Source organism: Nonlabens sp. MIC269, from assembly GCF_001430865.1.
GTDB classification, from domain to species: Bacteria; Bacteroidota; Bacteroidia; order Flavobacteriales; family Flavobacteriaceae; genus Nonlabens; species Nonlabens tegetincola.
Genome location: NZ_CP011373.1, coordinates 1229343 through 1254528 on the forward strand (window position 1 = coordinate 1229343; position 25186 = coordinate 1254528).

A 25186-nucleotide genomic window follows, 5' to 3' on the forward strand; every position below is an offset into this window, starting at 1 on the left:
TAGCTATGAAAGCAATTATTAATATCGGTCTCCTATTATTTTCAGTCCTTTTATGGTCACAAAATAATCGCACTCAAATAGAAGGGAAAATTCTAAGCGCAACAGAAGAACCGCTATCTGGAATTACCATTTTTAATAATAACAGCATTGATGGTACTGTTACTAATGATGATGGTATCTTTTATTTGAATGTAAAAGCAGGTGATAAACTCACCTTAAGAGCTGTACAATATGAACCTCTTACTTTAGTGGTCACTGAGCAAACTGTTGAGGATAAAAAAGCTACTATTCAACTTAGGCAAGGAGTAAACGTTCTAGATGAGGTTGTTATTAATGAAAGTTTGATGCTTATAGATGTAAAAGAAGTTACCAACGTCGATCCCAAAATAGACGAAGTAAGTGAATTTAATGTACGTACACGAGCAGTAGATCGTATTGACAACACCTTTTCTGATCGTCAACGTCAACCAGAAGAATACGCTATAAGACATGAAGCCATGGCGCAAAGTATGCCCAGGTTTAATATGTTTAACCTAGTAGGACTACTAGGTGCAGTTGTTCTCAACAGTACTTTGAGCGCTCTTGATTTAAACTCGGGACCAGTAGAAGAAAAAAAAGAGTTTGACGTGATTTTAATTAAAAATAAATACCAAACTAAGTTCCTAACTGAATTCTTGAAATTAGAAGAAAAATACCTTTATGAATTCATGTATTATGCCAAGGACAGAGGATTAAATGAAGAGATGTTCTCCAAACAAAATGAGTTAGATTTACTTCAGTTTCTTAACATGACCGCAACAGAATTCAAAAGAAAAAAGAATCTACCTGACTATCATCCAACTGAATCAACACGAGAAACCAATATTCAAGTTGACTTAATGGATACAGACTCTTTAAAAATGAAAGAAACCATTAAAAAGCAATAGAAATGACTACAAAAAACTTAATCCCAATAAAGTTAGTGCTATCCTTATTCTTAATTATAGGTATCAACTCTTGTAGCAATGATGATGATTTGCCAGAATTGCCACCCATTACCTTTAATGTTTTTTGTTACGGTCCCGATCTTCAAAACAATCAAGGCGTAAGACCAGCTTATCTTGAAGAATTTTTACAAATTTCTAGCTACACTTATTCCACACAATTATTGATTACCGACGAGAATATCACAGAAAATTCTGGTACGCTTTCAGGTACAGGCTTTGCCATAGACCTCGAGTTTTTTGGCAATCGAAATACCCCATTACAAAGTGGTACTTATGAAATCAACTCCACACAAGAAATTGGTGATGTGAATGCAGGTTTTTCAGAGAATTATGATACCGGTAACAACCTCAATGCGATTACCGCATTTGAATCAGGTTTTATACGGGTAAGTCCATACAACACTGGATTCTACATTGAAATAGATGCTGTTTATAATACTGATGAGCGCTTTCACGGCATCTTTCTAGGTAACGTAACACAATTATAATTTTTGGAACATAACTTGTAACATTTAAGTGCAAAATTTATCTAGTAAGTATGAAATACCTTATTCTAATTGTAACCAGTAGTTTGATGCTGTTTACGCTTTCGCGAAAGCATACTAACCAAAACGATCATAAATACTATTTATCAGTTTCAAATGTCGCTTATAAACAGAAGGCTAGCGCACTTCAAATGACCAGTCGATTTTTTATAGACGATATGGAAGATGCCTTACAAGATCGTTTTGGCAAGGAAGTGAAGCTAGATGGAATTAAGGATTTAAAAACTGTAAATTTTTATTTAGAAAAGTATTTTCAAAGTAAAATTGAAGCCACTGTAGATGGTAAGGAACTAACCGTAAACGTATTGGGCGCCGAGTTTGTTGATGATCAAATTGTACTTTACATAGAATTACCAGTTACCAAAATGCCAGAAACTATTAAAATGAAATTCACTGCTCTTTTTGAGGTGTTTGATGACCAAAAAAACATGGTACATTATAAAATCAACGACAAAAGAAAGAGCATGGTAATGACAAAAGAACGCCCACAAGAAACCTTAACTTTTTCTTAATCTTTATAAAAGGTGCGTATATTTCTTATTTTAGCAATCCTTAAACCAAATTTGCAACATGAAAACTATTAAATTTTTGTTTTTCAGTTTGTTAATGATTTCCTTCGGTTTACAAGCACAGGAAACAGAACAACAAGAAGAACCAAAAGCAGAGGAACACTACAACATCAACAAGTTCCGTCAACTGTACCAAGAATTTTCCACTCCTAACCAATACCGCAGTGCAAGTGGAGCACCTGGTCCTGCTTACTATCAGCAACGAGCAGACTACAAGATGGACATCAAATTAGATGATGCCAATCATCATATTTACGGATACGAAACAATTACTTACACTAACAACTCACCTGATGCATTAGACTATCTATGGGTACAGTTAGACCAAAATGTAAGACAGAAGGATACTAAGTCTGCACTTATTGAAGGTGGTGGCGTTAATCCATTCATGCGTCCTTCTGATTTTGCATCTCAATATATGAAAGAACCGTTTGATGGTGGTTTCAATATAAAGAAAGTATTAGATTCAAAAGGTAACGCTCTTCCATACATGATTAATCAAACTATGATGAGAGTTGAATTACCTAAAACGCTTAAAACTGGTGAGAAATTTAGTTTTGACATAGAATGGGACTACAACATCAACAACCACGTTGATGGTAGAGGACGTAGTGGATATGAGCAATTTCCTGATGGACATAGAGCTTATGTAATCGCTCAGTTTTATCCTCGCATGTGTGTGTATAACGACGTTGAAGGATGGCAGAATAGTCAATTTTGGGGTCGTGATGAGTTTGCATTACCATTCGGAACTTTTGAAGTAAACCTTACTGTACCAGAAGATCACTGGGTTGATGCAACTGGTAAGTTAGAAAACAGAAAAGACGTTTATTCTAAAACAGAATTAAAGCGTTACGAGCAGGCTACAAAAAGTTATGACAAACCTGTTATAATAAGAACTCAACCAGAGGCTGAGAAACTTGCAATGATGCCAGGTGCTACTAAAACTAAAACTTGGGAATTCAAGGCTGATTATGTACGTGACTTTGGATGGACTTCATCTCGTCGTTACGTAGCAGATGCTATGGCTGTTAAGGTAGGTGATAAAGATGTTATGGCTGTTTCTATCTATCCGCCAGAAGGTAATCCATTATGGGAGCAATGGTCAACATATGCAGTAGCGCAAACTTTAAAGTCTTACAGTAGAATGACTTTTGACTACCCTTACCACAAAGCAATATCGGTTCACGCAAAGAATCAAGGAATGGAATACCCAATGATTTGCTGGAACTACGGTAGACCAGATGCTGAAGGAAACTACACAGATCGTACTAAATTTGGTATGATTTCAGTAATTATCCACGAGGTTGGTCACAACTTCTTCCCTATGATTGTAAATAGTGATGAGCGTCAATGGACATGGATGGACGAAGGTCTTAATACTTTTGTACAATACGTTGCCGAACAAGATTTTGGTGAAAATTATCCAGCCGCTATTGAAGGTTTAGATGCGTACCCATCTCGTCGTGGACCTGCTGCGAAAATTGTTCCTTATATGGCAGGTGATCAAAGATACATCGCCCCAATTATGAGTAAAGGTTTAAATACGTATCAATTTGGTTCAAACGCTTATAGTAAGCCTGCTACTGGTCTTAATATCTTAAGAGAAACCGTAATGGGTCGTGATCTTTTTGATTATGCATTCCGTACTTATTCTCAAAGATGGATGTTCAAGCATCCTACACCAGAGGACTTCTTCCGTTCTATGGAAGATGCAAGTGCTATGGATCTAGACTGGTTCTGGAGAGGATGGTTCTACACTACTCGTTTCAATGATATGGGACTTAAAGAGGTTAGCAAATATTATGTTTCAAATGAAATGAACCAAGCTATGAAGGATTATGCTAAAGAAAACGGCATTCCTGTTGAACGCATTAAAGAAGCTGGTCTCGTTTACATGGTAAAAGAAGATAGCGAAGACTTTGACGCTGCCTTGAAAGGTAAGCAACCAGGAGAAGTAGTAAGCGGTATAGATGATTACTTAAAAGAAAATTTCACTGCCGAAGAAAGAGCTAGAATGAAGGCTCCTAAATACTTCTATGAAATTACTGTTGAAAAACCAGGAGGATTAGTTATGCCTATTATCATTGAATACACGTTTGCAGATGGTACTAAAGAACGTGTCACTCATCCAGCAGAAATTTGGAGATACAATGATAAAAAAGTTGGTCTAAGTAAAGCAAGCGATAAAGAAATTGTAGGTATTACTATAGATCCAGACCTAGAAACAGCTGACATTGATGTGTCAAACAACAGCTGGCCACAACAGCCTAAAGTTGATAAGTTTGAAGAAATGAGAAAGCAATAATCTCTGTTTTATAAACGTTTAAAAAGCCAGTTTCAATAGAAACTGGCTTTTTGTTTTACCATAAATTGTACTTTTACTCTGTTGTAAAATTATCAATCCAATTCAATCGCTTTTACGTGAAATATTTATATATTCTATTAATTCTACTTTTGGTTTCTTGCGATGAGGATCCTACATTGTCCAATGATCAAAATCAAGGAGATGACGATATTACCACTATTGACGATAAAGTAAGACTTAGTTCAATTCAAATAGCAGAAAACACAGCTAGCAATATTGTAACAAACATTGATATAGTATACGATAATGATAATCTTATATCTGAGATCGTATTCTCTGGTCAACAATCAAAAACATATCAATTTCAATACGCACCGAACAACCAAGTAATCAATTATACAAAGATTGAAAATCAAAGTACTAGTTCTTACAGTATAGAATACGATGAAAATATCATTATAAGCAGCAATGTTTCAAACCCTAATCAAATACAACAATTTGAAATAGATAATTTTAATCGTGTAGATGAAATTCTTTCTAGAACAACCAACTCTAATGGTTCTGTGATACAAGAAAATAGCGAGGTGTTTGATATCAATGCAAACTTTAATATTGAAAGAATCACCTATCTAGAAAATAACAACACGACAGGATTTAGCGATTTCACCTATGAACTAAATGATAATCCTTTTAAGGATATGAATGATATAATAAGGTTACTTGTTTTTAAAGATTTTATTCCTTCATCAAGATTTTTACCTTTAACTCAAGAAGAGTACGACACGAGTACTGGCCCGATACAGCTCGTTCAAGAAATGATTTATACCTACAACTTAAATTCTGAAGGCATGCCAGTGAGTAGAGAAATTTCTACCACTAATAATGGTATTTCTAGCACTAGTTATAACCTATTCTCTTATTTATAAAATTAGAAAATTAATTACTCAAGAAGCGTACTGCATTAACATTATGTAATTGCACACGATATACTATAAATGTATCTTTGTCGCATGATTCATCATGTACTTTTTATAAGCACACCAGAACTATTCTTAGTAGGATTAGTAGTGTTATTAGTGTTTGGAAGCGACAAGCTTCCAGAAATAGCTCGTGGTCTGGGAAAAGCCATAAAAACAGTTCGCAATGCAACTGATGACATTAAACATGAAATCACTAAAACTGCTACTGATGACTTTAGTTCTAAAGAAGTAGAACATTTCAAAAAGCAAATCGAAGAAGTAAAGGACAAAATTGAAGAAACCGGTTCCATTAAACGTAAACTTTAATGTGGGAATCTCTTCTAGAAATTGATCGAGAATTACTCAAACTGCTCAATAATTCTTTTCTTAACAACATACCAGAATTTTGGGAGTTCATAACGCATCCAGAACGATCTATACCTATCTTTCTTTTTTTTAGTTTCTTGTTGTACAAACAATATAACAAACCTGTGAGTTACTATCTCATCATTTGTTTGCCAGTGATAGCGGGAATAACTCTTTTCATTACTAACCTGGTAAAAAATGCCGTAGAAAGATTGCGACCAAGCAATGAACCCGTTTTACTAGATAGTATTTTAATAAGTCAACGTCCAGAAAACTTTAGCTTTTGGTCAGGACACAGCGCAGTGAGTTTTGCTGTCACATTTTTTGTTTATTCATTATTATTTAGCCCTACAAAAAATCACTTTTTGAAACTCTTGTTTCTATGGCCTATTTTATTTGCACTGTCTAGAATAATGGTTGGTGTACATTATCCTGCCGATGTTATTGTAGGTGCTATCGCAGGTAGTATTTTAGGTTATCTAGGTTATAAACTAGCTCTTTATTACACGAGAAAGAGTAAGACCATCACGCACCGACAATAGAACAGTTTGCAATCTAGGATCTTCCTTCAACAACTTATTATATTCGAGAAGCACAGGTGTTGATAAATCTTTTTTCTTTACAGTTTCAACCACTTTACCGTGCCACAAAACATTATCAGAAATTATTAAAGAACCAGGCCGCACTTTCTTCATAATTTGATGAAAGTAGTTTATATAGTTTGGCTTATCAGCATCGATAAATACTAAATCAAAATAGCCTTCTAATTCGGGTATAATATCCAGCGCTGGACCTATTTTTTGAATGAAATTAATTTTCTTTACGCTTTCGCGAAAGCGTAAAAAATACCTGCTACATAAGGATTCTAGCTCTTCATTGATATCTATAGTAACTAGATCGCTATTTTCTGGCATACCTTCGGCCAGACATAGTGCAGAATAACCTGTGAAAGTACCAACTTCTAGCACACGTTTGGGGCTTATCAAACTAGAAATCATACTTAACACTCGACCTTGATAAGGACCAGAAAGCATAATGGGCTGAAGCACTTTTTGATACGTTTCTCGACTAAGATCTTTTAAAATTTGAGGTTCATTTTGAGAATGAGCTACTATATAATCATCTAGATCTTGAGGTAAAAAAAACATGCTAATACTTTGGAATTTTATTCACGCAAAAGTACCGATTACGCGTAAGAGTTTTGTAGGAACATTAAAATCGTTTGTTAATCCAAGTCGCCATGGTTTCTAAGACTACTGGCGCTATTGTCTCCTCGATTTCAAAATATTCTGATCCTGCACCGGTAGTAGCATTCTGGAACAAATGATTTAAACCAGGAAAAATTTTAACTGTAACATCGTTGTTTCCAGATCCTTTTAAAGCTTTTTCAACCGGCGGCACATTAATTTCAGGGATTACTTGGAAATCTATCGAGCCATTCATTATTAAAGTTGGTACCTTAATTTTTGCAACGTCGTCAACAGGATTATAATTCATGAAATACACAAACCAATCAGTGCTGAATTGATCGGCAAGAGATTGTGCTGTTTGATCAGAGTATTCTGCAGCAATCAAAGGATCAACCTGACTCCTTTTAGTCTCAATCGTTTTAAGGATGATCTTCTTTCTTTGATCAATAGATAAATCCTTTACTCCATCTTTAGCCATTTCATCAATGACAGCATCCATTATTTTCATTCCTTCTTCAACAGCTGCTTCAGGTTGACCTTGTAACAGCGCCGATTTACGTATTTGTGTTTTTAGAACTTGTACACCAGTAGTTCCTGTTCCTGCCATCGATATGAAAAATGCAATATCTTTAGGATGATCGGCTATAACCATAGGCGCTATCATACCACCTTCACTGTGACCTATCAATCCTATTTGTGAGGTATTTATATCCTTTCTCTTCTTAAGAAATGCTACTGCAGCGTATACATCTGTGGCAAAATCGGCGCTAGTGGCAGTACTGTGATCTCCTTGAGATTTGGCCGTACCGCGATCGTCATAACGTAAAACTGCGATTCCATTTTTTGCAAAATAATCTGCAATAACCGCAAATGGTTTGTGATCTAACAACGTTTCATCACGATCCTGTGGACCTGATCCTGAAATTAAAATCGCAACAGCTGGATTTTTAACTTTTTTGGGTAATGTAAGCGTGCCTGATAATTTAATATCACCTGCTGTTTTATTTTTAAAAGAAACTTCTTCAATCTTATAATCAAAGGGTGCTTTGGGTGTTTGAGGCCTTGAGGCTTGATTTAAATACAATCCTTTTTTTAAGCTTAGTGCATTTGACATTCCTCCTTGTGTAAAGGTACCTTCGATTAAATCACCTTTTTTTATTCCTTTGTACACGATTTGAAAAGCACTTAATTTGAATGAGATACTATCACCGTTTATTTTGACCTCATCTAACGAGGCGTAATTTTTAGATTGTTTAGGGCTTTGTAATTTACCTACATATCCTAACTCCACCTGCTCAAAATTTAGGTTAAGAGGTAATGGCCCTAGTTGCCCATTCCAGTTACCCGCAAACTCTTGTGCGTTCCCTATCAATATAGATAATAATCCTAAAAGAAGTACTTTATTTTTCATAGCAGGTTGTTGATTAGTTCATTGATAGGTAGCTTTTTAGATCAAAAAGTTACAATAAATTTAATTCATGTATTTGGCTAATTGACTTTTAAGCTCGTGTAATGGTTGCACACCACTACCGCGCCATTGCTGGGTTCCATTTTTAAATATCATAAAGGCAGGTACTCCTCGTACTTGAAATTGTGCTGCAAGGGCTTGATTTTTATCAACATCAATCTTTAGGATTGTCACTTTCTCTCCTAGATCCTTTTTAAGTTGATCTAGCACTGGCATCATGGTTTGACATGGTCCACACCAAGTGGCATAAAAATCTATAAGTACCGGTGTATCTTTATTAATGAGTTCAGAAAATTTTGCCATAATTAGTGTATTAAATGATTAAAAAAAAGATAAACGATAAAACAAATTACCAAAACAGTTTTAAACAACCATGAGAAGGTAATTTTTCGATATTGCTTTAAAGAATACAACATTAGATAAAGGGAGAATACTGAAATAAATAAAGTTATAATCCATATCCAATCCCATCCATAATCCTTACCCAGCTTATATAATAAAAAATTACCAATCAAACTGGTGCTTGCCCATTCTTGGATTTCAAGTGATTTTGAATGTTCCACAACCATAATTTTCACTAAGTTAAATTTCTTCCTGTAGCGAGAGTTTTAAAGAAATGATAAAAGTGAGTGATAAATGGATATATTTCGCTTTCGCGAAAGCGAAATTTTAAAAAGATAGTACCTTTACCTAGCTATGAATAGTGCTCCCTTAGAAGTTCAGATTAAAACATTACCGCTATCACCAGGTGTTTATCTTTATTACGATAAAAAAGATAAGCTGCTTTATGTGGGTAAGGCAAAAAAACTTAAAAAAAGAGTACAATCTTATTTTACACAAAATCATGATAGCCATCGCATACGCACTCTGGTTAAAAACATAGCTCGTATCGAGCACATTGTTGTTCAAACTGAAACAGATGCGCTCTTACTAGAAAATAGTTTGATTAAATCTCGTAATCCACGATACAACATCATGCTACGAGATGACAAGACTTACCCGTGGCTATGTATCAAAAAAGAGAGGTTTCCTAGAGTTTTCCTTACTCGTAAAATGATAAAAGATGGTAGTGAATACTTTGGGCCTTTTACCAGTGTGCGCACGGTAAAAACATTACTCGAACTAGTTAAATCATTATATCCTATACGTACTTGTAATTATGATTTGCAGCAAGACAAGATAGATGCTGGTAAGTTCAAATTATGCTTGGAATACCACATAGGTAATTGTAAAGGACCCTGTACAGGTCAACAGTCAGAAGTAGCCTACAACCGAAATATTGAGGCGATTAGACAGATCGTGAAAGGAGATTTTAAACAAGCTGTAAAATATTTTGAAGAACTCATGATGGAATACGCTGAGGCTATGGAGTTTGAAGAAGCACAGCGTATAAAAGAAAAATTAGATGTGCTAACTAGATATCAAGCAAAATCAACTATCGTAAACCCTAATATATCTAATGTGGATGTATTTACCATTATTAGTGATGAAAGTGCTGGATATGTAAATTACCTACAAATAAATCATGGTGCCATTACTCGTTCACATACTATGGAGCTTAAAAAGCAATTAGATGAAACCGATAAAGAATTACTCGAGCTCGCTGTTGTTGAAATACGTAATCGATTTGATTCTCAATCCAGAGAAATCTATACACACCTAAATATTGATGTAGGAGAAGAACTTAAAATAACCATCCCAAAATTAGGAGACAAGAAACGAATAGTTGAATTAAGTCAACGTAATGCTAAGTTCTATCGACAGGAGCAATTCAAAACCATTAAAATTGTAGATCCAGAACGACATGTAAAAAGATTGATGGCTCAAATGAAGGCTGATTTAAGGTTAGATGAAGAACCACGTCATATGGAATGTTTTGACAATTCAAATATTCAAGGAACTAATCCAGTTGCAGCTTGCGTAGTGTTTAAAAACGGGAAGCCTAGCAAGAAAGATTACAGGCACTTCAATATTAAAACTGTTGAAGGACCTGATGATTTTGCTAGTATGGAAGAAGTGGTTTATAGACGCTATCGCCGACTGTTAGAAGAAGATGAACCGCTACCACAACTTGTAATTGTTGATGGTGGTAAAGGTCAATTGTCTAGTGGTGTAAAAGCCTTGGACAGATTAGGATTAAGAGGAAAAGTCCCAATTATAGGAATTGCAAAACGACTAGAAGAATTGTTTTACCCAAACGATCCTGTACCTTTATACCTAGATAAAAGATCTGAATCATTAAAAGTGATTCAACAAATGAGAAATGAAGCTCACCGCTTTGGGATTACTCACCACCGTAACAAAAGAAGTAAAGGTGCGATAGAAACCGAACTGGATAACATTCCTGGTATAGGAGAAAAAACTGTGGTTGAGTTATTAAAACATTTTAGAAGTACAAAAAGAGTTAAAAAGGCTACTAAAGAGGAATTAGAAGAAGTAATAGGATTGTCAAAAGCTCAAAAAATTATTGATTATTACAAAAAACATGAAGATTAGCGTTACTTTTTTATGTTCCTTGCTTTTGCTCGTAGCTCCCATTTTAACCAAAGGTCAAAATGCTATTCCTGCAGACTCTATATTGAAATCTACTCAATCAACTAAAGTTGATAGCATTCTACAAAAAGTAGAAAATCCCAAAATAGGGCTTGTCCTTTCTGGTGGCGGAGCTAAAGGACTGGCGCACATAGGCACACTTAAAGTAATTGATAGTTTAGGTATTAAAATAGATTATATAGCAGGAACATCTATGGGAGCTATTATAGGTTCTCTTTACGCTTCTGGATATTCAGGTAAACAACTAGACTCGATTTTTTATGCTACCGATTTTGATAAAATTATAAGTGATGATATCCCAAGACGGGCAGAAACTTTTTACGAACGTAAGGACCGGGAAAGATATGCAGTGACTTTACCCTTTAAAGATTTTCAAGTAAGTCTTCCTAGCTCGTTGAGTAAAGGTCAAAACATATACAATTTCTTATCCAAGTTGATGGGTCCAGTGAATCAGATTGATGACTTTTCAAAACTCCCTATTCCATTCTTCTGTATTGCCACCAATGTAGTCACAGGTGAAGAAGTAGTTCTAGATAAAGGTAGCCTGCCTAAGGCTGTAAATGCAAGTGGTGCATTACCTAGCTTGTTTGCACCTGTACAAATCGATAATATGTTATTAATTGATGGTGGTGTAATCGACAATTATCCTATTGAAAAGTTAAGGGAAAAGGGAATGGACATAATCATAGGAGTAGATGTTCAAGATGATAAAAAGGAAGAAGAGGAATTACAAAATGCACTTGACATTTTATCACAGATAAATAATTTCCGCACGATTAGTGATATGGAAATAAAACGTCCCAAGACAGATATTTATATTCAACCTGATATCGAACAATTCACTGTAATTTCTTTTGATGAAGGTCAGGCCATAATTACAAAAGGAAAAGAAGCCTCCTTACAAAAAATTGATGACCTTTTAAAAGTCGCAACAGGTTATAAAAGACCTGATTTAAAAAATATCGCAAGTGATAGTTTATACTTAACTCGTATAGAAATAAAGGGTAATAAACAATATTCAAGAGCTTTTATAAGTGGGCGATTCAAATTGAATGCTCCAGAAATGATAGCTTATGATGATATTTCTAACGGGATTAACAACTTACAAGCGACTAACAATTTTAAAAAGATAAACTACTCATTAATCCCTGAGTTATTAGGATATGCTCTAGAGATTGAAGTTGTTGAATCTGATGTACGTAATTATTTAAGACTAGGAATTCACTACGATGAATTATTGCGCAGTAGTGCTTTGATTAATCTGAGTAGAAAAGGTGTTCTAGTGAGCAACGATGTTATAAGCGCCGATGTTATCGTTGGTGACAATATTAGATACAATTTAGATTACTACATAGACAAAGGACGTTATTGGTCAATTGGTGTTAATAGCAATTATGTTCAATTTGATCAAGATATTCAAGCCGATTTTGTAGCAGATGTGGACAATACTAACTTAGGAGTAAACAGTATTGAAGTAAAATATAAAGATTGGACCAATCAGGTGTTTATGCGTTCTAGATTTAATAAAAATCTGTACTTAACAGCTGGATTAGAATTTAAATACCTTGATATTTTTACGAGTACAATTTTAGATCCTAACAGACCGAATGAGGATCTTACTTTTGATGATAGTTTGTACACTAGCTTGTACGGAGAAATCCTGGTAGACAGTATGGATAATATGTTTTTTCCAAATGAAGGTTGGCGTATTAACGGAGATTTTCATGTATATCTAGCAAACTCTGAACAACAAGAAAATTTTAGTAGTTTCAGCATTGCTCAATTACAAGTACAAAGAGCTTTTAGCTTTGATAAATTAAGTTTTATTGGAGACGCTCAGGTGGGAATCGCAATAGGAAATCCAGCAAATAGTAGTCTTGATTTCTTTTTAGGCGGCTATGGATCGAGGCCCATAAATAATTTTGTGTCATTTTACGGATATGACTTTGTCAGTATAAGTGGTGATACCATGATTAAATTTGGGATCACCGCAGACTATGAAATATTCAAAAAAAACCACATTAACTTCACCGCTAATTATGCCAATGTAGATGATGAACTTTTTGAACAAGATGACTGGTTTAGTCAAGCAAGATATACTGGTTATGCAATTGGCTATGGAATAGAAACCTTTCTGGGACCAATCGAAATCAAGTATAGCTTCTCTCCACAACTTGATGACGATCAATTTTTTGTTTCTTTAGGTTATCGTTTCTAAATAATTCTAGAAAGACATTCAGATTCAAAAAAGATCCATATATCTATGGAATGGTCTGAAGAATTTCCGAAATTTAGGGCAGAAAAGTTAAACGCATGCCCTTTTATCACAAACTAGGAAAAATTCCACCTAAAAGACACACTATTTTTAGGAAAGAAAATGGTGAATTATATTACGAACAATTGTTTGGAACTATTGGATTTGATGGAATGTCAACAAATTCATATCACGTTTACCGCCCGACAATGGTGAAGGAAATTTCGGGTCAATATTCTGTAAAGCCAGAAATAGCAATTCCCAATAATATGAAAAGCTATCGTTTTAGAGGATTTGAAGTGGCACCCGAGTTAGATTATCTAGATTCTAGGAAGATTGTATTAACAAATAGTGATTGTAACATTACTCTTGCTTCACCGCAAAACAAAACTCAGGACTATTTTTATAAAAACACCGATGCTGATGAACTCCTATTCATTCATAAGGGATCTGGGAAATTGCGTACTCATTTAGGAAATTTGGATTTTAAATACGGTGATTACTTGCTAATCCCAAGAGGGATTATTTACAAAATTGATTTTGATACCACTGACAACAGGTTATTTATTGTTGAAAGTCGAAGACCTATTTATACCCCAAAACGATATAGAAATTGGTTTGGACAATTATTAGAACATTCTCCTTTTTGTGAAAGAGACCTTAGACAACCACAAGAGCTAGAAACTCATGATGAAAAAGGTGAGTTTTTAATAAAAGTGCGCAAGCAAGATGAGATTTTTGATATGGTGTATGCATCGCACCCATTTGATGTTGTAGGATACGATGGCTATAATTATCCGTACGCCTTTTCAATACATGATTTTGAACCAATAACTGGACGTATTCATCAACCACCACCAGTTCATCAAACCTTTGAAACTGATGCATTTGTTGTATGCAGCTTTGTTCCTAGATTATACGATTATCACCCGCAAAGTATTCCTGCACCATATAATCACAGTAACATCGACAGTGACGAGGTATTATATTATGTAGATGGTGATTTTATGAGTAGGAACGATATTGCTCCTGGACACATAAGCTTACATCCTGCTGGAATTCCGCACGGACCACATCCAGGCGCTGCCGAGCGTAGTATAGGGCAAACGGTTACAGAAGAACTCGCAGTTATGGTAGATACCTTTAAACCATTGCAAGTAACTAAGGAAGCAATGAAAGTTGCAGATGAGAGTTATCACAAAAGTTGGTTAGAATAACCGACTATATTTGTCTATAATTTAAATAAACCTTTACATTGGAAAATAATAACGACTCGCAGAATCCTTTTGGAAATCAACAATCATCATCTGGTTACGAAAGTACACCTACACATCATCAACAATCCTATTCTGATGGAGGATTTGATAATAGGATACAACAATCTGTCCCTGGTGATCCTGCAGCACTTGTTATTGGGATAATTTCTATTGTCTTTTTCTTTATTTCATGTTGCTTATACGGTATAGGAGCACCATTATCCTTAATAGGTGGAATCATAGGTTTAGTGATAGCCAATAAAGGAGTAAGAGCCTATAAGTCGGATCCTAGATCCTATTCACAATCATCATATAAATCAGTTAATGCAGGGAAAATAATTAATATAATTACCATTGCAATATCTGGAATAACCACTCTTATCATCATCTTATTTGTTGCTATTATAGGTCTTTCTTTAAGTGAACTTGCCGATGGAGATTTTAGCAATTTTGGACAAGAGTATGAATATGAAAAGGAAGAAACTATAGAAGATGATTGGTATTATTATGAGGAAGATATTGACACATTAGATCAAAAAGTAGACTCTTTAAATACAGAAGGAATAATTGAGATAGAAGAGTTAATTGAAGAAGAAAATGAGCAAAATCAATAACAGTAAATTAGAATGTGCTGCACACATGAGAGCCATGTGGTAATTATTTTTATAACAGCCACAATTAAAAATTAATTATCAAAAAACAACATCATGCCAGCAGAAATAAAAAATCTAAAAGACTTAAAAAACACAGAATACTCGCTCAAAAAATTATTTAAAGAAGCAGAAGATTTTCTACCTCTATTAGGTACAGACTATGTAGAACTATATGTAGGTAATGCAAAACAAAGTGCACACTTCTATAAAACAGCCTTTGGTTTTCAATCAGAAGCCTATGCAGGACTTGAAACAGGTTTAAAAGACCGTGTTTCATATGTACTTAAGCAAGATAAAATACGACTAGTTCTTACATCACCACTACAGAAAGGCGGACCAATCAACGACCACGTAAACTTACACGGTGATGGTGTTAAAGTGGTTGCGTTATGGGTAGAAGATGCTCGTAAAGCTTTTGAAGAAACAACCAAAAGAGGTGCAAAACCCTACCTAGAACCTACTGTTGAAAGCGACGAACATGGTGAGGTAGTGAGGTCTGGAATCTATACTTATGGTGAGACCGTTCATATATTCGTCGAACGTAAAAATTACAATGGTGTTTTCTTACCAGGATTTGAAAAGTGGGAATCACACTACAATCCAGAACCAGTTGGACTTAAATTTATTGATCACATGGTCGGTAACGTAGGTTGGGACCAAATGAATACATGGTGTAAATTTTACGGAGAAGTAATGGGCTTTGCTCAAATCATATCTTTTGCCGATGATGATATCTCTACCGAGTTCACTGCTCTCATGAGTAAAGTTATGAGCAATGGTAATGGTCGTATAAAGTTCCCAATCAATGAACCAGCAGAAGGAAAGAAAAAATCTCAAATTGAGGAGTATCTAGACTTCTATAACGGTCCAGGTGTACAGCACATTGCAGTCGCAACCGACGATATTGTTGCAACTGTAAGCGCTATGAGAGATCGTGGAGTAGAGTTCCTTTACGTCCCAGACACGTACTATGATGATATTTTAGAAAGAGTAGGTGATATAGATGAAGACGTTGAACTCCTTAAAAAACATGGAATTCTTATTGATCGAGACGAAGAAGGTTACCTTTTACAACTATTTACAAAAACAGTTGTAGATAGACCAACCATGTTTATAGAAGTAATACAACGTAAGGGCGCACAGTCTTTCGGAGTTGGTAATTTTAAAGCCCTATTTGAAGCTATAGAAAGAGAACAAGCAAGAAGAGGAACCTTATAACAAAATGGTATAACCTTTGTAATACATCATGTGAAACGATTAATCCTTAAATCATGAGACATATTCTTTCTTTATCATTAGTAGTTGTTTTGTTTTTGAGTACCGCTTTTACTAGTGCTACCTATAACAATTCTCTACAACAAACATTTCAAGAAGGAGAATGGTTTAAGTTTAGAATTCACTACGGTATTTTCAATGCAAGTTATGCTGAACTAGAGGTCATCGACAGTCAACTTGAAGGTAAGGATGTATACCATATTAAAGGACATGGTAGATCAACAGGACTACTAGATCTCTTTTTTACGGTAGACGATCATTACGAATCTTATATTGACAAAAACGAGGTTAAACCCTATAGATTCATAAGAGACATCAATGAAGGTGGTTATAAAAAGGACATTGTAATAGATTTTGATCACGAAAAAAATGAAGCACTAGTTCACGATAAAAAACGTAACACAAAAAGTACCGAAAAAATAAAACCTGGTACACAGGATATGGTGAGCGCCTTCTATCATTTACGAGATCAAATAGACACTAAAACTCTTAAAAAAGGCGACGAATTTATTTTACCCATGTTCTTTGACAAGGAGAATTATGACTTTAAACTGAAGTTTTTAAAACGCACCACAGTAAAAACTAAATTTGGTAAAGTTCCTGCGTTAAAATTCAAACCTTACGTTCAATCTGGTCGTGTTTTTAAAGAACAAGAAAGCCTTACCGTATGGATATCTGATGATGAAAATAAAATCCCACTACGCATTAAAGCAAAGTTGGCTGTAGGTTCACTAACCGCAGATTTAGAAGCTTTCAAAGGATTAAAACACAGTTTTAAAATCATCCCATAATTAGTTAAAACTAATTAACACTTAAGCCGTATAAACATTGAACAGTTTATACGGCTTTGTTATTTTTGTAAATCCACCAAGATTCAATCTATGTCACAAGAAATTAGTCCAGAAATCGCAAAGCGTATCGAACTTCTTCAGGAGAAGTTCAAGAATTCTGGACAGGATATGTTATCCTACCTCGATGGTTTGTTATACGACCAGTACATTACTTACTGGGATTACATAAGACTAGACACACTTTTGAGCCTACAAGTTCCCGCTACACATTTTCCCGATGAAATGATATTTATCGGTTATCATCAAATAACTGAACTGTATTTTAAGCTTATCATTCACGAGCAGAAACAAATTATAGAAAATGAGCAGTTGACAGGTGCTTTTTTTGCTGAAAAGGCAAAGCGTATTAATCGTTACTTCACAGTCTTGATCAATTCATTTGATGTGATGGTACGAGGAATGGAACGCGAGCAGTTTTTAAAATTCCGTATGTCGCTACTTCCTGCAAGCGGTTTCCAAAGCGCTCAATTTAGAATGATTGAATTTTACAGCACTGATCTTATCAACCTGGTCCATCCTACCGTGCGTGATAACTATCGCAATAAAGATAATGTGCAGGATTACGCTTTCGCGAAAGCAGAATCAGTAACAAATCAAGAACTATACGAAAACATCTACTGGAAAAAAGGCGGTATTGACATGCATACCGGTGAAAAAACACTTACCTTAAAACAGTTTGAAAAAAGATATACCCCACGTTTTTTAAGAATCGCAGGTGAAGTTCAAAACACTAATTTAAACCAGCAATTTTTACAATTACCAGACGAAGAAAAAACAGAGGACCTTATAGAGGCCTTGCGCATGCTAGATCAAAATGCAAATATCAACTGGTTACTCATGCACATGGGTGCAGCGCACAGGTATTTACGCAAAGAAGGACAAGCTGTTCAAGCAACTGGTGGTACAAACTGGAAACAGTTCTTACCGCCTAGTTTTCAGAAAATTAGTTTCTTCCCATCGTTATGGACACAGCAAGAACACGACGAATGGGGTAAGCAATGGGTTACACACGCACTTAATACAAAATAATACATGAAAAAGTATCTTATAGGTTGTTTATCTGTTTTATTACTATTTATTTCTTGTGACAAGAAAAAACAGAAGCAAATACCTGTTAATCAAATAACACCAGTAGCGCCAAAACCTATAATGAAATATGGGTTTAACCTTACTGATTTTGAAGTAGTGGAAGACACTGTAAAGTCAGGTGATACCTTTGGTGATCTATTAGACGATTATTTGGTTGAAGGTCAAAGTACCTTTAAAGCAGCCCAAGAATTTAATGAAGTATTTGACGTGCGTCGTATACAAACCGGCAAACCATTTAAAATTTTAAGAAAAAAAGACAGTATAGGAACTCCTGCCGCCTTTGTATACGAGCCTACTAGACTAGACTATGTGGTTGTGGAATTAACAGACAGTCTTAATGCTTATCGAGACAAACACCCTATTTCATTCAAACGTAAAACCGCTAGTGGAGTAATAACCTCTACACTTTCAGAAGCAATGGAAGAAGAAGGTTTAGGATTAAGTGCAATCTATGAATTATCTGATATTTATAGATGGTCGATCGATTTCTTTAGATTACAAAAAGGCGATCGTTTTAAAATGATTTATAACGAACGTTATATAAATGACAGCATTTTTGCAGGTATTGAATCTATAGAAGCAGCAGTGTTTGAAACTGATGGCAATCCTTACTATGCATTTGATTACCAAACTGATTCCATAGCAAACATTCATGATTATTACGACGAGACTGGTAAAACATTGCGCAGTTTCTTCTTAAAGGCACCAGTAAATTACACCCGAATTTCTAGTAGATTCACAAAACGTAGATTTCATCCAGTACAAAAGCGATGGAAAGCACACAAGGGAACAGATTATGCAGCACCGCGAGGAACACCTATCGTTGCAACCGCAAATGGTGTCGTTACTAAATCCAGCTACACACGAGGTAATGGTAATTACGTAAAAATTAAGCACAATGGCACCTACTCAACTCAATACCTACACATGACTAAGCGTAAGGTAAAGGTAGGTCAACGAGTTAAACAAGGTCAGGTGATAGGTACTGTAGGAAGTACCGGTCTTGCAACAGGTCCACACGTATGTTATCGTTTTTGGGTAAACGGCGTACAGGTTGACCCTTACAAACAAAAACTACCTGCTGCTGACCCATTGCCAAAAGAAAAAATTAATAACTACCTAGAGTTCATAGCCCCATTAAAGGAGGAAATAGATCAGCTAGCTTTTAAAAATGACGACATTTTATAACAGCCGCCATTACTATGAAAAACATCAATCCTACTCAAACTGAAGCTTGGAAAAAGCTAGAAGAACATTATAATAACAACCAAGGTTTAAACCTGAAACAGGCTTTTAAAGACAATAGCAATAGAGCTCAAGAATTCACCACTATTTTTGAAGATTTCTATGTTGACTTTTCAAAAAACTTATGGGATTCAACTACAAAAGATCTATTAGTTCAACTTGCTCGTGAAACTCATCTAGATTCAGCCATAGAAGCGTATTTTTCTGGTAAGCCTATTAACGCAACTGAAGGAAGGTCGGTCCTTCACACTGCTCTACGAGCACAACAAGCTCATGAAGGAGCACAACAGTTCGTTGATGCTGCTGTTACAAGCAAACAGAAAATGTTTGAATTTGTAGACAAAATAATAAGCGGCGAATTTAAAACTGCTAGTGGGACTGCTTTTGACACCGTGGTAAATATAGGAATAGGCGGTAGCGATCTAGGGCCAGTAATGATTACTGAGGCTTTACAAGCCTATAAGAATCACCTCAATCTTCATTTTGTTTCTAATGTTGAAGGTGATCACGTAGAAGAAGTTTTAAAAACGATTAATCCTAGTACCACACTCTTTGTAATAGTTTCAAAATCCTTTGGAACTCAGGAAACCTTATCCAATGCCACTACTATACGTAATTGGTTTACACAACAAGTGAATCAAGATGCTGTAGGAACACATTTTATAGCAGTAAGCAGTAATGTAAATAGAGCTGTAGATTTTGGCATAGAGGAAGAAAATATTTTTCCAATGTTTGATTGGGTAGGTGGTAGATTTTCTTTGTGGAGCACGGTAGGAATGAGTATAGCATTGAGTGTGGGCACTCACAACTTCCAACAACTACTTGATGGAGCGTCACAAATGGATGAACATTTTAAAACAGCTTCATTTGAAAATAACATACCTGTTCAATTAGCTTTATTAACTATTTGGTACAACAACTTTTATAAGGCTCAAAGCGAGGCAGTAATTCCATACACTCAATATTTACATCGATTACCAGCCTACCTACAACAGGCTATTATGGAAAGTAATGGTAAAACTATAGATCGTAACGGTTCTAGAGTGAATTATGAAACTGGAAATATCGTTTGGGGAGAACCTGGAACAAATTCCCAACATGCCTTTTTCCAACTTATTCATCAAGGATCAAAACTGATTCCTGCTCATTTTATCGCTTTCGCGAAAGCGAAATACCAACATCAAGATCATCACAACAAGCTTATGGCAAACTTTATTGCTCAAACAGAAGCATTAATGAATGGTAAGACAAAAGAAGAAGCCTTTGACGATCTAAAAACTGCAGGAAAAAACCAAGACGAGATAGAATTTCTATTACCATACAAAGTTTTTGAAGGAAACAAACCTACTACTACCCTACTTATAGATGAGCTTACACCAGCTAGCCTAGGGAAATTAATAGCGATGTATGAACACAAAATCTTTACAGAAGGTGTTATATGGAACATTTATAGCTATGACCAATGGGGTGTAGAATTAGGAAAAGTTCTAGCTGATGCTGTTTTACAAGACATAGAGAACGTCTCGACTGGCCAGCACGATGCTAGCACACAACAAATCTTGAGTAGATTTTACCAATTTCAATAACATAATTAATTAGAATCAGAAAAAATAAGTGTTAAAAAGTGTAATTTAATGTTAGCTTAATATTGGAAAGGGATTTAGTACGGACATTTGCAAAAATTTTAACTCAAGCTAATTCATACCCAAATGAAGAAACAATTACAATTTTTAGCAACGCTAGCAATGTTTTTTGTTGCTCTAGTGGCCACTGCTCAGGTTACAACCTCGAGTATTAATGGTCGAGTTCTAGAAGCTGGTGACGAACCACTTTTAGGCGCTACAATCGTTGCTGTGCACGGACCTACAGGAACAAACTACGGTTCTGCTACAGACATCAATGGTTACTACCGCATAACAAACATGCGTGTAGGTGGTCCTTACACCATTACTTTCTCTTATGTTGGAAAGAAGGATGAAGTTTTTGAAAATATTTTCCTACAGTTAGGTGAATCGGAAACTTTTAATGTAACCTTATCTGATGAGGCTAATGCTCTAGACGAAGTTGTTATTAAAGCAACACGTGATGGTATTTTTGATTCAAACAATACAGGTCCAGAGACAAACATCTCTACTCGTGAAATCAACACGTTACCTACAGTAACTCGTGGTATTGATGACATTTTGAGAAAAACTCCACAAGCACAAGTAACAGAAGGTGGTTCTATCTCAATTGCTGGTCAAAACAACCGTTACAACTCTATCTTTATTGATGGTGCGGTGAACAATGACGTTTTTGGTCTTGCAGGTACAGGTACTAATGGTGGACAAATTGGTATCAATCCTATTTCTCTAGATGCTATTGAATCATTCCAAGTAAACATTGCTCCATTTGATGTAAGACAATCAGGTTTTACTGGTGGTGCTATCAACGCAATTACTCGTTCTGGTACTAACAACTGGGAAGGTAGTGCTTACTGGTTCAATAGAAATGAAAAACTTGCAGGTAAAACACCTCAAGCGGTTATCGATGAAATAGACGATAGAAATGGTAGCGACCCAGCTCCAGATAGAGAAAGATTAGATGAATTCTCTACTAACCTTTACGGTTTTAGAGTAGGTGGTCCTATCATCAAGAACAAACTTTTCATGTTTGTTAATGCAGAAATTGAAAGAGAAGAAACTCCTAGACCTTTCGATTTTAACCAATATGTAGGTGATGCAAGAAACGCAGCAGGTGATACTAACTTACCAGCAGATCCAACAAGAATTAACAATTTAAGAAACAACCTAATTAATTTATTCGGTTATGATCCTGGTAGTTATGAAAACACGAATAGAACATTAGATACTGATAGATTTACTATTCGTTTAGATTACAACGTTAATGATAAGAATACTCTTGTACTTAAGCACAACTATGTACGTGGTGAGTCTACTTCTCCAAGTACAAGTAGCGCTACTTCAATCAACTTTGCTAACGCAGGTGTTTTCTTCCCTTCTGAAACTAATTTCACAACTTTGGAGTGGAACAGTCAAATCAACAATAAATTATCTAACAATTTAATTGCTAGTTACACTACTGTAAGAGATGACCGTGACCCAATAGGTGGTGCATTCCCTAGAGTAAGCATCAATGACGGTGCAGGTAGCATTACATTTGGTTCTGAAGCTTTCTCTACAGGAAACATTCTTGATCAAGACGTATTCACTATCACAAATAACTTCCAAATTGCTGCCGGTGCTCACAACATTACTTTAGGTGGTAACTTTGAATCCTATGATATACGTAACGTATTCATTCGTCAAAATTTTGGACAGTATAGATTTAATTCCTTAGCTGATTTTGAGTCTTACTTTGACAATGATCCTTCAAATGACGTTGCTCCTACTGATTACGACTACTCTTATTCTTTACTAGATCCAGCAGGAACAACAGGAGACGATGCGACAGCAGCAGCTGCACAATTCAACTACTCTCAGTTAGGTCTTTATGCTCAGGATGAGTGGAAATTAACCAAGGACTTTAAATTATCGTACGGTGTAAGAGTTGATGTACCATTCTTTGAAGAAGGTACTGCAAACGATGACTTCAACACAAGAACAGTTGCTTTATTAGAAGCTGCTGGTAAAGATCTTCAAGGTGCAAGAGTTGGTAAGAAAATAAAAAGCCAGATTCATGTTTCTCCACGTTTAGGATTTAACTGGGATGCATTTGGTGACAAAACAACTCAAGTACGTGGTGGATTAGGAATCTTTACTTCACGTATCCCATTAGTATGGCCAGGTGGTGCCTACAACAACAATGGTATCTCTGTAGGTGGAGTTAATGAGAATGACTTTGATTCAGGAACATTATTCTTTGAAGCAGATCCATTTAATCAACCTATTGGAAACGGTCCAGCACCAGGTAGTGGTACAATCGGTGGACAAATCGATTTATTTGCACCAGACTTTAAATTACCTCAGGTAGCTAAATACAGTCTAGGTGTTGACCAAAAATTAGGTGTATGGGGATTAATTGCTAGTGCAGACTTCCTTTACAATGAAACAATCAACAATGTACTTTACCAAAACTTAAACATTGGTGAACCTGTAGGATCTCTTAACGGTGCAGATACTCGTCCACTTTGGAATGACAGTCAGCGTATAGATAGTGAGTATTCTCGTATTATCTTAGGAACAAATACAAATGAAGGTTGGTCATACAACGCATCATTCGTATTAACAAAGCCATTTGACAATGGATTCTCTGGACAGATCGCTTATACATACGGACAAGGTAAATCTATCTTTGAAGGTACTTCTTCACAAAACAGTTCTCAATGGAGAAACGTAGTTACTGTAAACGGTAAAAACCGTGCAACTATTGGAAACTCACAGTTTGCATTAGGTCACAGAATTACTGCAAACGCTTCTTACCAAATGGAATGGAGTGAAAACTTTGCTACTACAGTAAGTTTATTCTATAACGGACAACAAGGTGGTACTTTAAGTTACATCTATGATGAAGGAGCTGATCTTTTAAACGATGATTCAAGTGATAATGCTTTATTCTATATTCCTAGAAACCAGAGCGAGATTAACCTAGTAGATGCAAACGGTGTTTCGGCTGCAGATCAATGGGCTGCTCTTGATGCATTTATTGAAGGTAATGACTACCTAAGAGAAAGAAGAGGACAATATGCAGAGCGTAATGGTGACCGTGGACCATGGAATCACATTGTAGACTTAAAAGTTCTTCAAGACTTTAAATTAGACTTTGGTGGTAAAAAGCACACGTTCCAAGCTTCATTAGACATCTTCAACTTCTTCAACTTCTTAAACAAAGATTGGGGTGTTCAAAAGAGAATTACAGGAAGCTTTGGTGAAGTTGAAATCGTAGAAACTGAAAGAGGTGGACCAGACCCAGAATTCTCATTTGATCCTGATTTTGCAGAAGGATTTGAGCAAATTGATGATGCTGGAATACGTTCTTCAAGATGGCAAGCTCAAATAGGACTTAGATACATCTTTAACTAAGAACTATTAAATAAATTGTTTTACAATAACCCTATCTAGAGAGATAGGGTTATTTTTTTGCCTTATTTTTGATTTCAAATTAAGAGATCTATGTACAATATTATTCAACATGCACATTCCGGTTGGGCTTATCTATTACTATTAGTATTAGGGATCGCAACGATCAATTCACTAATCGGTTGGTTAGGAAAAAAAGAATTTGGAAATAAAGATTTCAGTCTGGCATTAGTAGGGTTAATTGTAACTCATATTCAATTACTTCTGGGGATTGTTCTTTGGATAGTTTCTCCATATTCCAGCATGCTTTTTAATAACACAAGTGAAGTGATGGGCAACAGTGGACTGCGATTACTAGCCCTAGAACATCCTTTAATGATGATAATAGGTGTTACGCTTTTAACCATAGGTTATTCCAAACAAAAGAAAAAAGTTATAAGCAATGGTAAGTTCAAAATGCTAGGTATATTTTACACCTTGGCGTTTGTTGTTGTTCTTAGTCGTCTACCATGGAGTCAATGGTTGGCCTAGAAGATAACCTCTATATTATAAGCCAGGTCTTTTTGATCTGGTTTTTTTTGTCTCTACGCTTTCGCGAAAG

The 25186-nt window shown here is 35.6% G+C and carries 21 protein-coding genes; 18 read left to right on the plus strand and 3 right to left on the minus strand.

Annotation, left to right across the window (positions count from 1 at the left end; translation table 11 throughout):
* The first annotated feature begins 5 nt into the window (after positions 1-5).
* The 7 genes from AAT17_RS05850 (at position 6) to AAT17_RS05880 (ending at position 6275) form a co-directional block, all read left to right on the plus strand.
* Positions 6-926 carry a carboxypeptidase-like regulatory domain-containing protein gene (locus AAT17_RS05850; protein WP_060523253.1) on the plus strand — a complete coding sequence of 307 codons (921 nt, stop codon included), beginning with the start codon at positions 6-8 and terminating at the stop codon, positions 924-926.
* A 2-nt stretch (positions 927-928) separates the two neighbouring features.
* Entirely contained in the window at positions 929-1474 is a 546-nt protein-coding gene (locus AAT17_RS05855) for a hypothetical protein (RefSeq protein ID WP_060523254.1), read from the plus strand.
* Positions 1475-1524: 50 nt separating this feature from the next.
* Positions 1525-2043 carry a DUF6702 family protein gene (locus tag AAT17_RS05860; RefSeq protein WP_060523255.1) on the plus strand — a complete coding sequence of 173 codons (519 nt, stop codon included), beginning with the start codon at positions 1525-1527 and terminating at the stop codon, positions 2041-2043.
* A 58-nt stretch (positions 2044-2101) separates the two neighbouring features.
* Complete coding sequence (locus tag AAT17_RS05865; RefSeq protein ID WP_060523256.1) at positions 2102-4408, plus strand: M1 family metallopeptidase; 2307 nt, start codon at positions 2102-2104, stop codon at positions 4406-4408.
* A gap of 116 nt (positions 4409-4524) precedes the next feature.
* A complete protein-coding gene (locus AAT17_RS05870; protein ID WP_157539238.1) occupies positions 4525-5334 on the plus strand; it encodes a hypothetical protein in 810 nt (269 codons plus the stop codon).
* A gap of 84 nt (positions 5335-5418) precedes the next feature.
* On the plus strand, positions 5419-5694 hold the full coding sequence (locus AAT17_RS05875) for a twin-arginine translocase TatA/TatE family subunit (RefSeq protein ID WP_042276117.1): 276 nt from the start codon (positions 5419-5421) through the stop codon (positions 5692-5694).
* Positions 5694-6275, plus strand: coding sequence for a phosphatase PAP2 family protein (locus tag AAT17_RS05880; protein ID WP_060523258.1), 582 nt, complete (start codon positions 5694-5696; stop codon positions 6273-6275). The genes AAT17_RS05875 and AAT17_RS05880 overlap by 1 nt, the downstream gene beginning before the upstream one ends.
* Here AAT17_RS05880 and AAT17_RS05885 read toward each other — a convergent pair.
* The 3 genes from AAT17_RS05885 to trxA all read right to left on the minus strand — a co-directional run bounded on the left by AAT17_RS05885 (position 6225) and on the right by trxA (position 8694).
* Positions 6225-6881 carry an O-methyltransferase gene (locus AAT17_RS05885; RefSeq protein ID WP_060523259.1) on the minus strand — a complete coding sequence of 219 codons (657 nt, stop codon included), beginning with the start codon at positions 6879-6881 and terminating at the stop codon, positions 6225-6227. The two genes, AAT17_RS05880 and AAT17_RS05885, sit on opposite strands and share 51 nt — an antisense overlap.
* Positions 6882-6945: 64 nt before the next feature.
* A complete protein-coding gene (locus tag AAT17_RS05890) occupies positions 6946-8334 on the minus strand; it encodes a S9 family peptidase (RefSeq protein WP_060523260.1) in 1389 nt (462 codons plus the stop codon).
* Between the two features lie 60 nt (positions 8335-8394).
* Entirely contained in the window at positions 8395-8694 is a 300-nt protein-coding gene (gene trxA / locus AAT17_RS05895; RefSeq protein WP_042276125.1) for a thioredoxin, read from the minus strand.
* A 393-nt stretch (positions 8695-9087) separates the two neighbouring features.
* Between trxA and uvrC the strand changes: the two genes are divergently transcribed.
* From uvrC to AAT17_RS05955, 11 genes are all read left to right on the plus strand, one after another.
* Positions 9088-10887: an excinuclease ABC subunit UvrC gene (uvrC, locus tag AAT17_RS05905; protein WP_060523262.1), complete on the plus strand. Its 1800-nt coding sequence runs from the start codon at positions 9088-9090 to the stop codon at positions 10885-10887.
* Entirely contained in the window at positions 10877-13162 is a 2286-nt protein-coding gene (locus tag AAT17_RS05910) for a patatin-like phospholipase family protein (RefSeq protein ID WP_082586915.1), read from the plus strand. The genes uvrC and AAT17_RS05910 overlap by 11 nt, the downstream gene beginning before the upstream one ends.
* Before the next feature lie 95 nt (positions 13163-13257).
* Entirely contained in the window at positions 13258-14415 is a 1158-nt protein-coding gene (locus tag AAT17_RS05915) for a homogentisate 1,2-dioxygenase (RefSeq protein ID WP_060523263.1), read from the plus strand.
* 38 nt (positions 14416-14453) lie between these two features.
* Positions 14454-15068: a CCC motif membrane protein gene (locus tag AAT17_RS05920; protein ID WP_060523264.1), complete on the plus strand. Its 615-nt coding sequence runs from the start codon at positions 14454-14456 to the stop codon at positions 15066-15068.
* Positions 15069-15161: 93 nt separating this feature from the next.
* Positions 15162-16325, plus strand: coding sequence for a 4-hydroxyphenylpyruvate dioxygenase (gene hppD / locus AAT17_RS05925; RefSeq protein WP_060523265.1), 1164 nt, complete (start codon positions 15162-15164; stop codon positions 16323-16325).
* A gap of 53 nt (positions 16326-16378) precedes the next feature.
* Positions 16379-17173 (plus strand): DUF3108 domain-containing protein, encoded by a 795-nt coding sequence (locus AAT17_RS05930; protein ID WP_042276134.1) that lies wholly within the window; start codon positions 16379-16381, stop codon positions 17171-17173.
* A gap of 90 nt (positions 17174-17263) precedes the next feature.
* The gene (locus tag AAT17_RS05935; RefSeq protein WP_060523266.1) at positions 17264-18262 is read left to right on the plus strand and encodes a tryptophan 2,3-dioxygenase family protein; all 999 of its coding nucleotides are present in this window, start codon (positions 17264-17266) and stop codon (positions 18260-18262) included.
* Between the two features lie 3 nt (positions 18263-18265).
* The gene (locus AAT17_RS05940) at positions 18266-19510 is read left to right on the plus strand and encodes a peptidoglycan DD-metalloendopeptidase family protein (RefSeq protein ID WP_060523267.1); all 1245 of its coding nucleotides are present in this window, start codon (positions 18266-18268) and stop codon (positions 19508-19510) included.
* 14 nt (positions 19511-19524) lie between these two features.
* On the plus strand, positions 19525-21153 hold the full coding sequence (gene pgi / locus AAT17_RS05945; protein ID WP_060523268.1) for a glucose-6-phosphate isomerase: 1629 nt from the start codon (positions 19525-19527) through the stop codon (positions 21151-21153).
* A gap of 123 nt (positions 21154-21276) precedes the next feature.
* Entirely contained in the window at positions 21277-24588 is a 3312-nt protein-coding gene (locus AAT17_RS05950; protein ID WP_060523269.1) for a carboxypeptidase regulatory-like domain-containing protein, read from the plus strand.
* A gap of 90 nt (positions 24589-24678) precedes the next feature.
* Positions 24679-25116 (plus strand): hypothetical protein, encoded by a 438-nt coding sequence (locus AAT17_RS05955; protein ID WP_060523270.1) that lies wholly within the window; start codon positions 24679-24681, stop codon positions 25114-25116.
* Positions 25117-25186: the final 70 nt, after the last annotated feature.

Excerpts from the sequence above, each read along its gene's own strand:
- AAT17_RS05850 (WP_060523253.1), top strand. The coding sequence starts at position 6 with ATGAAAGCAATTATTAATATCGGTCTCCTATTATTTTCAGTCCTTTTA.
- AAT17_RS05855 (WP_060523254.1), top strand. The coding sequence starts at position 929 with ATGACTACAAAAAACTTAATCCCAATAAAGTTAGTGCTATCCTTATTC.
- AAT17_RS05860 (WP_060523255.1), top strand. The coding sequence starts at position 1,525 with ATGAAATACCTTATTCTAATTGTAACCAGTAGTTTGATGCTGTTTACG.
- AAT17_RS05865 (WP_060523256.1), top strand. The coding sequence starts at position 2,102 with ATGAAAACTATTAAATTTTTGTTTTTCAGTTTGTTAATGATTTCCTTC.
- AAT17_RS05875 (WP_042276117.1), top strand. The coding sequence starts at position 5,419 with ATGATTCATCATGTACTTTTTATAAGCACACCAGAACTATTCTTAGTA.
- AAT17_RS05880 (WP_060523258.1), top strand. The coding sequence starts at position 5,694 with ATGTGGGAATCTCTTCTAGAAATTGATCGAGAATTACTCAAACTGCTC.
- AAT17_RS05885 (WP_060523259.1), bottom strand. The coding sequence starts at position 6,881 with ATGTTTTTTTTACCTCAAGATCTAGATGATTATATAGTAGCTCATTCT.
- AAT17_RS05890 (WP_060523260.1), bottom strand. The coding sequence starts at position 8,334 with ATGAAAAATAAAGTACTTCTTTTAGGATTATTATCTATATTGATAGGG.
- trxA (WP_042276125.1), bottom strand. The coding sequence starts at position 8,694 with ATGGCAAAATTTTCTGAACTCATTAATAAAGATACACCGGTACTTATA.
- uvrC (WP_060523262.1), top strand. The coding sequence starts at position 9,088 with ATGAATAGTGCTCCCTTAGAAGTTCAGATTAAAACATTACCGCTATCA.
- AAT17_RS05910 (WP_082586915.1), top strand. The coding sequence starts at position 10,877 with ATGAAGATTAGCGTTACTTTTTTATGTTCCTTGCTTTTGCTCGTAGCT.
- AAT17_RS05915 (WP_060523263.1), top strand. The coding sequence starts at position 13,258 with ATGCCCTTTTATCACAAACTAGGAAAAATTCCACCTAAAAGACACACT.
- hppD (WP_060523265.1), top strand. The coding sequence starts at position 15,162 with ATGCCAGCAGAAATAAAAAATCTAAAAGACTTAAAAAACACAGAATAC.
- AAT17_RS05930 (WP_042276134.1), top strand. The coding sequence starts at position 16,379 with ATGAGACATATTCTTTCTTTATCATTAGTAGTTGTTTTGTTTTTGAGT.
- AAT17_RS05935 (WP_060523266.1), top strand. The coding sequence starts at position 17,264 with ATGTCACAAGAAATTAGTCCAGAAATCGCAAAGCGTATCGAACTTCTT.
- AAT17_RS05940 (WP_060523267.1), top strand. The coding sequence starts at position 18,266 with ATGAAAAAGTATCTTATAGGTTGTTTATCTGTTTTATTACTATTTATT.
- pgi (WP_060523268.1), top strand. The coding sequence starts at position 19,525 with ATGAAAAACATCAATCCTACTCAAACTGAAGCTTGGAAAAAGCTAGAA.
- AAT17_RS05950 (WP_060523269.1), top strand. The coding sequence starts at position 21,277 with ATGAAGAAACAATTACAATTTTTAGCAACGCTAGCAATGTTTTTTGTT.
- AAT17_RS05955 (WP_060523270.1), top strand. The coding sequence starts at position 24,679 with ATGTACAATATTATTCAACATGCACATTCCGGTTGGGCTTATCTATTA.